Below are 12,481 nucleotides of genomic sequence, written 5' to 3' on the forward strand. Positions count from 1 at the left end.
GGTCCGCACCTCCTTCCTGCGGATCAGCACCAGCGGCTTCGTCCGCGGCTCGGCCGGACTCGACAAGTACCGCAAGCTCTTCGACGAGCCCGACCTCGGCCGGGTCATCGTGCACACCGTGGTCTGGACGCTGGCCGTGGTCGGGCTGACGATGCTGATCTCGCTGGCCCTGGCCCAGCTCTTCGACCAGCGCTTCCCCGGGCGCCGGTTCACCCGCTGGGCGCTGATCGCGCCCTGGGCGGCCTCGGTGCTGATGACCTCCATCGGCTTCAAGTGGATGCTCAACCGGACCTCCGGGGTGCTCAACACGCTGCTCGCCGACGTGGGCCTGATCGACGCGCCCCGGGACTGGCTCGGCGACCCGGACACCGCCTGGCCCTGGATGATGCTGGTGGCGGTCTTCGTCTCGCTGCCCTTCACCACCTACACCCTGCTCGCCGGCCTCCAGACCGTCCCGGCCGAACTGCACGAGGCGGCCAGGGTGGACGGCGCCGGCGCGTTCCAGACCTATCTGCGGATCACCCTGCCGCTGCTGCGGCCGGCCTTCCTGGTCGGCCTGGTGATCAACCTGATCAACGTCTTCAACTCCTTCCCCGTGATCTGGGGCATGACCCAGGGCGGGCCGAACAGCGACACCGCCACCACCACGGTGTTCATGTACCAGTTGAAGAACACCGACATCGGCGAGTCGGCCGCCATGTCCGTCGTCAACTTCGCCCTGGTCGTCCTGATGGTCCTGCTCTTCCTCAGGGTCAGCCGGTGGAACCAGGAGGAGAACTGATGCAACCGACAGAACGTCAGGCCGTGCTCCGGGCCCGGCGCGAGCCGATCCGCCCCCGCACCCTCGTCGTCGCCGCCGTCGCCTGGGGGCTGGCCGCGCTGTTCCTGCTGCCGTACCTGGAGATGGTGGTCACCGCCGTCCGGCCGGCCGACGAACTGCGCGACGCCGGCTACCTGCCCAGCCACTTCGCCTGGTCCAACCTGGTCGACGTCTGGCGGGACTCCACCCTCGGCACCAACCTCCGGGTCACCCTGCTGGTCGCCGGCGGCTCCACCCTGCTGGCCCTCGCGGTGGCCCTGCCCGCCGCGTACTGCACCGCCCGCACCCGCTTCCGCGGCCGCAAGCTGTTCCTGCTGCTGGTCCTGGTCACCCAGATGTTCCAGCCGACGGCGCTGCTGGTCGGGCTCTACCGTGAGTTCCACCAGCTCGACATGCTCAACTCGGTGTGGACGCTGATCCTCTGCAACGCCGCGTTCAACCTCGCCTTCACCGTCTGGATCCTCACCGCCTACATCGGCTCCATCCCGGTGGCGCTGGAGGAGGCCGCGATGCTCGACGGTCTCGGGCGGTTCGGCACCCTGCGCAAGGTGGTGCTGCCGCTGGCGATGCCCGGCGTCGTCACCGCGGTCGTCTTCACCTTCATCTCCGCCTGGAACGAGTTCGTGATGGGCCTCACCCTCTCCACCCGGTCCGACAGCCAGCCCCTGACCGTCGGCATCAACAGCTTCATCGGCAACTACACCGTCCAGTGGAACTTCCTGTTCGCCGGCTCGGTGATCGCGATCCTGCCGGTGGTGGTGCTGTTCGCCGTGATCGAGCGCCATGTCGTCTCCGGCCTGACCGCCGGTTCGGTGAAATAGCAGGATGTGCTGACGGCGGACTCTCAGACCGCCGCGGGGAAGTCCTTGCGCTTGATCTTGGCCCGGCGGCCGTCGGGGTGGTGGAACACGATGCCCTCCGCCAGGGTGCCCGGGGCGTAGCGGCTCTCCAGGCCGGCGAGGAACTCCCGCAGGCCGTGGTAGCTGCGCGGCACGGCGGTGTACACCGGCGCCGCCAGGTCGAACGGCACGCACAGGTGGTCGTCCAGCGCCAGCGGGTTGCCCTGGATCCGCGGGCCGAGGGCCTCGCAGGGGTGCTCGCCGTCCGGCCAGGCGGTCACATCGGTGTTGTCGGCCGCGGTCAGGATCCAGCGGTCCTCGGGCCCGTCCCGGTCGGTGTCGACGTACCAGCCGTCGACGATGCCCTGCTGCTTCTGCGCCTTGCTCGGGTTGCGCCGCTTCTCCACCCGCACCAGGTGGCCGCCGCGGACGGTCAGCCGCACATTGGTGCCGTCCAGCTTCTCCGTCGGCGCGCCCTCCCCGGCGAAGACCCAGGCGCACTCGGCCCGCGGCCGGTCCACGACGCGGAAGTCGCCGTCGCGCTCGAACAGCGTGGGGATCTTCTCCATGACCTGCCTGCCTCTCCTGACCTGCCCGACCAGTTCCTCGTGCGTGATCGCCCCCGTGGCCAGCCCGCTCGCCAGGGACCGCACCAGGTCCGCGACCGAGACCTCGGCGTCCACCGCGACGCGCTTGAGCGCCTTCTTCTCCTCCGGCGAGACCCACGCGACCAGCCGGGACCAGCCCTCGGGCGGGGTCCAGCGCGCCAGTCGTTCCGGGTCCTTGCGCGGCCGGCCGCGCCGTTTGGGCTCTTCCTCCATGGCCGGGAGCCTAGGAGCCCGTTTGATGTTGTGTCAATTGGCATAACAGTAATTACGACGGCGCGGGGGCGGCCGGGAAGGGCTGCCCCCGCGCGCGTCGCGGGCGAGCGGGCCGGGTCAGGTCGGGTCAGGTCGGGTCACTGTGGTCGGCGGACCGTCCACCGCCGGTCGCCGAGGCCGGGCCGGCCCCGCTCAGCTCGTGGCGAGCATCCGGAAGTCGTACACCCGCGGCAGAGGGGAGTCGGGCTCGGCGCCGCGGGTCGCGCGCTGGTGGGCGAACCACAGTTCGTGCAGGGTGCCTTCACCCTCGCGCACGTCGGCCAGTTCGATGCCCTCGTGCAGGATGCGGCCGCAGCGCCCGGTGTCGCCGGAGTCGAGTGCGGCGCGGGCCTCGGCCCAGCGGACGCGGCCCAGGGAGCGGTGGGCCGGGGGGAGGGCGGCGAGCAGCGACAGGACTTCCTGCGGGGCTCCGGCGCGCAGCAGGACCCCGGCCGTCTCCAGGGCCAGTGGCAGCAGGGCGGGCTCCAGCCGGAGGGCTTCGCGGTAGGCGCGGGCGGCTTCGGTGAGGTCGCCGGTGCGGTCGGCGAGGGCGGCGAGGTTGCGCCAGGCCCAGGCGGTGGGCCGGCTCCCGACCGAGTGCGACCAGCTCTCGCGGGCACCGTCCAGGTCACCGGCGTAGGCGCGCAGGACTCCGAGGTGCAGCTGGGCGAGCCAGCCGTCCGCCTTCCTGAGCGGCTCCTCCCAGGCGGGGTCGACCTGGTAGGAGAGCGGTGGCTGCGCCGGCTCGGCCGGGGAGAGGCGCCCGTGTTCGAGGAGCTCCAGCCACAGCTCCTGTTCGGGGCCGAGCGTCGAGTCCGGGAACGGGGTGCCGGACGCCTCCCGGGCGGGTTCGCCGGCGTGGGCCCGGCGGTGGCGCTCCAGGGCGCCCCAGCCGGATCCGGTCGCCAGGATCTCGACCGGTTCCTGGTCCAACCACGCCTCGGCCGAGGCGAGTTCGGCTTCCAGTACGCTCGCCGGGACGAGCGTGTCGACGCCGTCGCGGGCCGCTTCGCGCGCCGCGGTCCAGTCCTCGCCGTGGACCGCGGCGGGGTCGGCCTCCAGGAGTCCGTAGGCCTCCACCCAGGACCATCGCGCGCCGGCGGGCATCGGCACGTGTTCGAGCTGGGTGCGGGCCAGGCCGGCCTGGATCTCCAGGTAGGCGCTGTCCGGCCCGGACAGCCAGTCCTGCCAGTGCCGGCCTCCCTCGCCCTGTCCCCAGAGGAACAGCTTGCGGCCGCGCAGCCGGTCCGTCGACGCCTGGACCAGGCCCCGGCCGCCGGCGTCGAGTGCGGCGATCCAGCGGCGGCGGCCGTCGGGGATGTCGAAGAAGTAGTCGGCCGCGTCCCGGGACAGGGTGGTGCGGGTCAGGTCGGTGCCGTCGGGGGCGGGGAGTGCGACGTGGCGGACCCGGCGGTCGTAGGAGAACTGCCATGCCGCGTCCGCCGGGGACAGCACCCGCACGTCCGGTGCCTCGGGCACGGCGATGTTCGACCACCAGTACATCGGGACCGCGGTGTCGCGGGGGTTGGTGATGCGGACGTGGACGAGCAGGACCTGGGAGTCCTCGGGCAGGTAGGCGTCGATCTGGTGGACGACGCCGCGGATCCGCTCGTACTCCCACATCCGCAGCACCGGGGTACCGTCCGGGCGCAGCACGCGCGCGGCGTGCAGGGGTTCGCAGGTGGTGGGGGCGTGGCCGATGGTGCCGATGTTCCACTCCACGCCGCCGGCCAGCCAGGCTCCCCGCAGTGCGAGGTTGGCGGGCTGGAACACCGGGTTGCGGAAGAGGAGTTCACGTCCGGTCGGCTTGTGGACCAGTGACCAGAGGCGGCCGCCGGCGCCGAGCAGGAAGGTCGCCCGCAGGGTGGCGTTCTCCAGTACCGCGGCGGGGTGTTCGGCGGGTGCCCGTTCGCGGGTGTAGCCGTCCTGCATCAGGTACGGCATGACGGAGGGCACCCGGCCGTAGCCGATGTTGTGCCGCATCTCGTCGTCGGCCTGACTCGCGTCGGCGACCTCGTGGAGGTCTGCCCCGGTGAAGAGGGGCGGGAGGGGGTTGACGGGGCCGACCGGTGCGGTCGGCAGGGTCAGCGTGGTCAGCCGCAGCTCACTCATCTGTCTTCTGCCTTTGTGAGTCGGGTGGCGGGCTACGAGTCCCGGTGACGGGCTATTTGACGCTGCCGGAGGTCAGGCCGGCCTTCCAGTAGCGCTGGAGCAGGAGGAACATCACGACGATCGGGACGACCGAGAGCAGTGAGCCCGTGATGATCAGGTTGTAGGGGACGGTCTGGCCGCGCTGTTCCTTCCAGGCGACCAGCCCGACGGTGACCGGCTGCAGGCGGTCGTTGGCGAGCATCAGCGACGGCAGCAGGTAGTTCGTCCAGATGGTCACGAACTGGAACAGGAAGATGGTGACCAGGGACGGCTGGAGCACCCGCAGCGCGACGGACCGGAAGATCCGGAACTCGCCCGCACCGTCGAGCCGGCCCGCCTCCAGGAGCTCGTCCGGTACCGCGGCCGCCGCGTAGATGCGGGCCAGGTAGACGCCGAACGGGCTGACGATGCTGGGGACGAAGACCGCCCAGAAGGTGTTGACCACGTGGGTGGCCGAGAACATCAGGTAGAGCGGCAGGGCGAACAGCGGGGCCGGGATGAGGATGGCACCGAGCACGGTGTTGAACACCGCCTCGCGGCCCCGGAAGGTGTACTTCGCGAGAACGTACCCGGCCATGGCGGAGAGCAGTGTCGCCACCACGGCTCCGCCCACCGCGTAGAGCACGCTGTTGAGCAGCCAGCGGCCGAAGATGCCGTCCTGGACACCGAGCAGGGTCGAGACGTTGTGCACCAGTTCGATCCGCCCGGCGAACCAGAAGCCGTTGCTGGAGAACAGGTCGCTGCTGCTCTTGGTGGCGGAGACGACCAGCCACCAGACCGGCAGCAGGGAGTAGAGCGCGGCGAGCACCAGGACGGCGACGACCCCGGCGCGGCCGGCCCGGTTCGTGGTCCTCACTGGGCTCCTCCGCGCTTGTTGACGAACCGCATGAATCCGAAGGACAGCACGAAGATCACCAGGGCGAGGATCACCGAACGGGTCGCCGCCGCGTGGTAGTTGTTCGCCGCGACCTCGTTCTGGGCGGCCATGATCGGCGTCCAGTCACCGGCCAGATTGGGAGCGACGGCCTTCATGATGACGGGCTCGTTGTAGAGCTGGGCCATGCCGATGATGGAGAACACGGTGGTCATCACCAGGGCCGGCCGGACCATCGGGATCTTGATGTGCCAGGCGAGCCGCCAGCCGGTGCAGCCGTCCAGCTCCGCCGCCTCGGTGAACTCGCCCGGGATCGCCTTCAGGGCGGAGTGGATGACGATCATGTTGTAGCCGGTCCAGCCCCAGGTCAGCATGTTGCCGACCGACCACGGCAGCATGCCGTCGGAGGTGAAGTCGACGTGCAGCCCGATCCGGCCGAGGGCGTCGGCGATCGGGCTGACGTCCGGCTGGTAGAGGAAGGACCACATCAGGCCGCCGATCACGCCGGGGATGGCGTACGGCAGGAAGAAGCCGAGCCGGAAGAACCGCTTGAACGGGGTGCGGCGGGCGTCCAGCAGCAGGGCCAGGACGAGCGCCAGACCCAGCATCAGCGGCACCTGGACCAGGCCGATCAGCACCACCCGGACGATCGAGGCGGTGAAGGCGTGGTCGCCCAGCGCGTCCGTGTAGTTGGACAGTCCGGTGAAGACCTCGGAGGGGGGAGCGAGGCCGAGCCCGGAGCGGTGCAGCTTGTACAGGCTCTCGTACAGGGCGTAGCAGATCGGGGCGACGAACGTGACGGCGAACAGCGTGCCGAACGGCGCCAGGAACCCCAGCGGGGCCCAGCGGCGGCCGTCGGTCCGGCGGCGCCGGGCGGGGCCGGCCTTCGACCGGGACGATTCCGGGGTGTCCCCGGTGCGCACCTTCGAGCGCGCCCGGGTCGCAACAGAGGAGGGGCTCATGGTCAGCCGATTTCCATGCCCTGGGTCTTCATCTCGGCCACGGTCTGCGCCTGGGTCTCGGCCAGCGCGGCGTCCAGGCCGAGGCCGCCCGCTCCCGCCTTGCCGAGGCCGTCGCCGAGCACGCCCGAGGTCTTGGTCATGACCGGGCCCCAGCGGAAACCGGTGTCGACGCGGCCGGCGCTCTCCTTGAACACGTCGAAGATCGTCTGGCCGCCGTAGAACGGGTCCGGCTGGTGCAGCGCCGGGTTCTCCAGGCCGGAGAGCGCCGCCGGGTAGATCCCCGTCTCCTTGATCAGGTTGCTGACGCTGGCCTGGTCGGTGCCGAACCAGTGGGCGAACTCGACGGCCTCCTTGACGTGCTTGCAGCCCTTGAGTACGGCGTTGGGGGAACCGCCCGCGTTGCCGGTGGCCGGGGCCGCCGCGTCCCAGACCGGCATCGGGGCGACGGCCCAGTTGCCGGAGGTCTGCTTGACGCTGTCGGCCAGGATCGGGGTGTCCCAGACCGCGTTGACGTCGGAGAGGATCGTGCCCTCCCCCATGCCCTTGTAGAGCGCGGTGTCGAAGCTCGGCACGGTCTTGACGAGCTTCCTGTCGATCAGGTCCTGCCAGAACGCCGTGACCTTCTTCGTCGCCGGGTCGTTGAGGTTCACGGTCCACTTGTCGCCGCTGGTGCCGAACCACTTGGCGCCCGCCTGCCAGGCGAGTCCCGCGAAGTTGTAGGCGTCGTTGCCGAAGTAGCCGATGTAGGCGTTCGGGTCGGCCGCGTGGATGATCGCCGCATCGGCGGCGTACTCGTCCCAGGTCCTGGGCGCGGCGGCGATGCCGTACTTGGTGAACAGGTCCTTGCGGTAGATCAGCGCCATCGGGGCGATGTCCACCGGCAGGCCGAAGGTGCGCCCGGAGACCCCGGACTGGGCGAAGGCCCAGGGGGCGTACTCCTTGGCGTAGGGCGCGGCGGCTTCCGTCGCGTCCTGGAGGGCTCCGGCGGCGGCGAAGGTGGGGAGGGTCTCGAAGCCGACCGATCCCAGACAGGGCGCGTTGCCCGCCTTCACCGCGTTGAGCATCTTGGTGTAGCCGCCCTTGGAGCCGGGCGAGATCTTGCTGTAGGTGACCTTGATGCCGGGGTGCGCGGCGTTGAAGAGCTCGACGGACTTCTCGTAACCGGGGGCCCAGCCCCAGAACTCGACGGTGACCGGTCCCGAGGCCTGCTCGGCCGACCCGTCGGAGCCGCAGGCGGCGGCGAAGGCCGTCAGCGACGTGAGCGCCATGGCGAGGGTGGCCGCTCTGAACGGGCGTGACTTCATGGGGAGGCCCTCATCTCTGCCTGCCGCGGGCGGGGCGCACGGCCCGGACGCGGTGGTGGGGGAACCCGCTGACGCTGCGGGTTGTTAGTTCGGCTAGTGTGTTAATTAAGAATGGCGCTGTCAAGGGATGCGTCGGAACGTTCTGCAAACAGGCCCCACCAGCCCGCAGAGCGGTTCGAAACGGGCATAGCGCCGCATCCCGCGGTCGCGCCGGGGCGAGTTTCTTCGAACGGTGCATCAACTAACATGGTCAAGATCGGCCCTGCCCTGCGCGCAGGATCCGGAGCGGAACGAGGAGACGACGTGCAGCCAGGACAGCGCGGCACCACCGGCACGGGCGCCGGCCCGGCCGGCCGCACCCACCCGGGCGCGGCACCGACCCCGGCCACCGGGGCCGCCGCCGTCATGGCGGGCTACCCCGAGGCGGCCGACAAGGCCTCGCTGCGCCGCACCAACCTCGGCGTGCTGCTGCGTCACCTGCGCGACAGCGGCCCGCAGTCCCGCACCCACCTGTCCACCGCGACCGGTCTGCCCAAGGCGACGGTCTCGGTCCTGGTCGCCGACCTGATCGAGCGCGGCCTGGTCCGCGAGGGCGAACTCGACCGCGCCGGCTCGATCGGCCGGCCGCACCGCATGGTCGAACTCGACGGCCGCCGCATCTGCGGCATCGGCGCGGAGATCGGTGCCGACCACATCACCGTGCTCGCGCTCGATCTGCGCGGCACGGTCGTCCACGAGGACCGCCGCGCGCTCGACGTGCCGGCACTGACCGCCCGGGCCGCCCTGGCGGAGGTCGCCGACCTCGTCGCGGACTGCCTGAGCGCCGTCGCCGAGCGGGACATGCACCCGATCGGGATCACCCTCGTCACCCAGGGGTCGGTCGACGCCGCCTCCGGAAGCGTCGTCGTCGCCACCAACTTCGGCTGGCGGGGCGTACGGGCGGCCCAGGAGCTGCGGGTGCGGCTCGGCCGGGACGCCCCGCCCGTCCTGGTCGAGAACGACGCCGAGTCCGGCGCCCTCGCCGAATACCTCGCCGCCCCCGGCACCGACGTCCGCGAACTCGTCTACGTCACCGGCGGGATCGGCGTCGGCGGCGCCAGCATCTCCGGCGGCAAACTGCTGCGCGGCTCGGAGATCGGGCACATGAAGCTCGACCGGCTCGACCGGCCCTGCCCGTGCGGGCGGACCGGCTGCTGGGAGGTCGCCGTCGGGCTCCAGGCCTTCCTGGACGCGGCCGCCGACCCGACGGACCGGGTGCACGACCTCTCCGTCGACCTGGCCGAACGCCTCGGCGACCTGCTCGACCGGGCCGACGCGGGGGACCCGAGAACCCTCTCGGCTCTCGCCGGCCTCGCCGGGGACCTCGCCCTCGGGCTGAGCGTCCTGGTGGACGTCCTCAATCCGCCCAGGATCGTGCTCGGCGGGTACTTCGCGGTGTTCGGCCGCTACCTGGTGGAGCCCGCGCAGCAGGTCCTCGACGAGCGCAGGATCGCCCCCACCACCGAGCGGGTGGTCGTGGCCGCCTCGACGCTCGGGCTCTCCAACGCCGCGCGGGGCGGCGCGCTGCTGGCGCTCGCCGGCATCTTCCAGGACCCCTCCGTCGTTCCGGTCCGGCCGGCCCCGGAGGACAGCGACACCTGGCCGCTCTGAGGCCCCGGCCGGGGCTGAATCCTGCTCCGACTTGCTCGAACATCAGGATTTTCAACTGAACAACCGCAGGATCTGTGCGCCCGACTGCCCGGTTGCGTCCCGAGGAGCACCTTCCGGGCCGCTGCCCGGAGCCATCGGCCGACCTGCCCGCACCTGCACGGCGACAAGCTCGACCGGCGCATCCCGATCGCTGAGTGAGCCCTTGACAGTCGCGACGTCCCCTGCCACCGTTTGATCGCAGTTGCTCTCTGGCGCAGGTTTTCGAGCAACTTCGGTCAGTTTGAATCCGGGGACATCGAGATGTCCCTCGGACCGCCGCTCCTCGCCCGACACCCGGGCCCTCGGAGCCGGACGTCCCCCTTCACGGCGCCGATCGCCGTAGCCCCGCCCGACCGTCGCCGTGCCGACAGGCCCCGGCGGCCCGCGCGGGAATCCGAACGGCAGTCCCGGTCGGCTCCTCCCCCACCAGTGCGCTGTCCCCCCAAGGAGCTCTCGTGTCATCCCCGCCGCGCAGAATCCTCGCCACCGCCCTCGCCACCGCGCTCCTCGCGCTCGGCGGCGCCGCCACCACGCCCGCAACAGCGGCGACCCCCGACAGTGCCGGCTACACGATCAGCGTCGGGTCCCCCGTCCCGTACCCGCACCCGACGGACACCCCCGCCGTCCCGTACACCGACAAGGACGGCACGTTCTACTTCCAGCAGTCGGCCGCCCTGTACGGCACCGACCAGCCCAGGTACTGGGACTTCTTCACCGGGACCGACTTCGACACCGCCTCCCGGTCGAGCGCCGTCAGCGACGCGGTGAACCCGGCCAACGCCAACGACCGGAACAACGACACGACCTGGCGGTGCAACAACAGCCCGACCGGTCTCACGTCGAGCTTCGCCGTCGGCAGCACCAGCTACTCGCAGAAGAACTTCTGCGACCTGTCGGGGATCTGGGTCGACCCGGACACCGGTGACTGGTACGGCCTGGTCCACAACGAGTTCACCCCGCAGCCCTTCGGCGACGGCCTCCACTTCGACGCCATCGACTACACGGTCTCCACCGACCAGGGCCGCACGTGGACCATCAAGGACCACGTGATCACCTCGCCGTTCAGCACCGTCCGGGGCGACACCACGCAGTTCCCCAACCAGACCTACCACTACGGCGACGGCGACCAGCGCCTGTTCGTCGACACCGCCTCGGGCTACTTCTACGTCTTCTACGGCTCGCGCATCGTCGACAAGAGCGGCGGCTGGAAGGCCTTCCACGAGCACGTGGCCCGGGCGCCGATCTCCGGCAAGATGGCGCCCTCCAGCTGGCAGAAGTGGTACGACGGCGCCTGGTCCCAGGCCGGGGTCGGCGGCAGGGAGAGCAACATGGTGCCGGTCGGCGCCTCCAGCACCACCGGCTACACCCCGGCCGCGGGCGAGTACGACCCGGCGAACACCGGCACCTCGGCCCAGCAGATCAGCGCGGGTACGATGCCGGCGACCTCGCCGCTGTTCGTCATGGACATCACCTACAACGCGCACCTGGGCCTGTACATCGGCGAGCCGCAGGGCGTCGACCAGAGCGGGAACGCCCCCCAGCAGTACTACGCCACCGACAACCTGGCCACCCAGAAGTGGTACCCGATCGGCGACAGCGGCAGCTACCGCACCGCCTCCTGGTACCGCTGGTTCCTCGACAGCGCGAACCGCACCAGTTCCAACATCGTCGGCAAGAACTTCCGCACCTACTGCGCCTTCGGCTGCTCGGGCGGCGCGTCCGGCGAGTACGTGGACGTGAGCATCGGCTCGTCCGCACCCGCCCCGGCCCCGGTCGACCCGACCAAGGCCTACCGGATCTCCGGCGGCAACGGCCAGATCCTCGCCCAGGTCCCCAGCAGCTCCGCGACCACCTCCGTCGCCACGGCCACCGCCTCCGCGCTGCAGTCCTGGGTGTTCACCGGCAACGGCGACGGCTCCTACCGGATCACCAACGCCTCGACCGGGAAGCTGCTCGGCGTCGACGCCTCCTCGAAGGCGGGCCGTGCCTGGGGTGCCAAGCCGATCGTCACCGCCGCCGGTGCGAGCGGCCCCGCCGTCGGACAGCAATGGTTCGTCGTCCCCGGAACGTCCGCGAGCAGCGGCTCCGCCTCCGGAACGTACCGCCTGGTCAACCGCTACAGCGGCCTGGTGATCGGGCTGTCCGCGGACACCGCCCGCCCGTCGGAGACCACGCCGACCCGCACCTGGACCAACACCACGAGCAGCCCGGTCGGCGGGACGCGCGGAGCGGCCGAGCAGACGCTGACCCTGACCCAGACCGGCCCCGCGCCCGCGATCGTCACGGTCACCGACCCCGGCGCCCGGTCGAGCAAGGTCAACACCGCCGTCAGCCTGCAGATCCAGGCGAACGCCGGCGGCGCCGGCACCCTCTCCTACAGCGCGAGCGGCCTGCCCACCGGCCTGACGATCAACGCCACCACCGGCCTGATCACCGGCACCCCCACCACCGCCGGCGCCTACACCACGACGGTCACCGCCACCGCCGGAACCACCACCGGCAGCACCACCTTCACCTGGACCGTCACCACCGCCCTCGACGGCACCCACACCCTCACCGCCTCCGGCAAGGCCCTCGACAACCCCAACCACTCCACCGCCCCCGGCACCCAGCTCATCACCTACACCCCCGGCACCGGCGCCAACCAGAAGTGGATCTTCACCCAGCAGACCGACGGCACCTACCGCATCGCCAACGCCGAGTCCGGCCTCTGCATGGACGTCAACGGCGGATCCACCACCGCCGGCACCGCCGTCATCCAGTGGCCCTGCACCACCGGCACCAACCAACGCTGGACCGTGACCCCCGCCACCGGCGGCGGCTACAAGATCACCTCCAAGGTCAGCGGACTCCTCCTCACCACCGCCTCCACTACCAACGGAGCCCTCGTCACCCAGCAACCGGACACCGACAGCGCGCTCCAGCGCTGGACCGTCAACTAGCCACCACCACAGGCACGCAGGCAGGAAAGGGCCTCCCGGC

The 12,481-nt window shown here is 71.0% G+C and carries 9 protein-coding genes; 4 read left to right on the forward strand and 5 right to left on the reverse strand.

From position 1 onward, the window contains the following. On the forward strand, positions 1-781 hold a 781-nt coding region (locus BI06_RS39160; protein ID WP_043476529.1), incomplete at its 5' end, for a carbohydrate ABC transporter permease. Further along, a complete protein-coding gene (locus tag BI06_RS39165; RefSeq protein WP_051742819.1) occupies positions 781-1,641 on the forward strand; it encodes a carbohydrate ABC transporter permease in 861 nt (286 codons plus the stop codon). The genes BI06_RS39160 and BI06_RS39165, both read left to right, overlap by 1 nt. Positions 1,642-1,664: 23 nt before the next feature. On the opposite strand, the gene BI06_RS39170 is transcribed toward BI06_RS39165, so the two are convergent. The 5 genes from BI06_RS39170 to BI06_RS39190 all read right to left on the reverse strand — a co-directional run bounded on the left by BI06_RS39170 (position 1,665) and on the right by BI06_RS39190 (position 7,810). Then, a complete protein-coding gene (locus BI06_RS39170; RefSeq protein WP_233290478.1) occupies positions 1,665-2,480 on the reverse strand; it encodes an RNA ligase family protein in 816 nt (271 codons plus the stop codon). A 192-nt stretch (positions 2,481-2,672) separates the two neighbouring features. Continuing rightward, positions 2,673-4,631: a DUF5107 domain-containing protein gene (locus BI06_RS39175; protein WP_043476531.1), complete on the reverse strand. Its 1,959-nt coding sequence runs from the start codon at positions 4,629-4,631 to the stop codon at positions 2,673-2,675. Between the two features lie 52 nt (positions 4,632-4,683). After that, complete coding sequence (locus tag BI06_RS39180; RefSeq protein WP_233290479.1) at positions 4,684-5,526, reverse strand: carbohydrate ABC transporter permease; 843 nt, start codon at positions 5,524-5,526, stop codon at positions 4,684-4,686. After that, positions 5,523-6,506: a carbohydrate ABC transporter permease gene (locus tag BI06_RS39185; protein ID WP_043476534.1), complete on the reverse strand. Its 984-nt coding sequence runs from the start codon at positions 6,504-6,506 to the stop codon at positions 5,523-5,525. The genes BI06_RS39180 and BI06_RS39185 overlap by 4 nt, the downstream gene beginning before the upstream one ends. A 2-nt stretch (positions 6,507-6,508) precedes the next feature. Then, complete coding sequence (locus BI06_RS39190) at positions 6,509-7,810, reverse strand: sugar ABC transporter substrate-binding protein (protein WP_030396784.1); 1,302 nt, start codon at positions 7,808-7,810, stop codon at positions 6,509-6,511. A 303-nt stretch (positions 7,811-8,113) separates the two neighbouring features. Here BI06_RS39190 and BI06_RS39195 point away from each other — a divergent pair, with 303 nt between their 5' ends. After that, a complete protein-coding gene (locus tag BI06_RS39195; RefSeq protein ID WP_199523432.1) occupies positions 8,114-9,460 on the forward strand; it encodes an ROK family transcriptional regulator in 1,347 nt (448 codons plus the stop codon). 494 nt (positions 9,461-9,954) lie between these two features. Then, positions 9,955-12,441, forward strand: a complete 2,487-nt coding sequence (locus BI06_RS39200) for an RICIN domain-containing protein (protein ID WP_043476536.1) — start codon at positions 9,955-9,957, stop codon at positions 12,439-12,441. The last annotated feature ends 40 nt before the right edge of the window (positions 12,442-12,481 follow it).

This window comes from Kitasatospora sp. MBT66, assembly GCF_000710405.2.
Classification (GTDB): domain Bacteria; phylum Actinomycetota; class Actinomycetes; order Streptomycetales; family Streptomycetaceae; genus Kitasatospora; species Kitasatospora purpeofusca.

Excerpts from the sequence above, each read along its gene's own strand:
- BI06_RS39165 (WP_051742819.1), top strand. The coding sequence starts at position 781 with ATGCAACCGACAGAACGTCAGGCCGTGCTCCGGGCCCGGCGCGAGCCG.
- BI06_RS39170 (WP_233290478.1), bottom strand. The coding sequence starts at position 2,480 with ATGGAGGAAGAGCCCAAACGGCGCGGCCGGCCGCGCAAGGACCCGGAA.
- BI06_RS39175 (WP_043476531.1), bottom strand. The coding sequence starts at position 4,631 with ATGAGTGAGCTGCGGCTGACCACGCTGACCCTGCCGACCGCACCGGTC.
- BI06_RS39185 (WP_043476534.1), bottom strand. The coding sequence starts at position 6,506 with ATGAGCCCCTCCTCTGTTGCGACCCGGGCGCGCTCGAAGGTGCGCACC.
- BI06_RS39190 (WP_030396784.1), bottom strand. The coding sequence starts at position 7,810 with ATGAAGTCACGCCCGTTCAGAGCGGCCACCCTCGCCATGGCGCTCACG.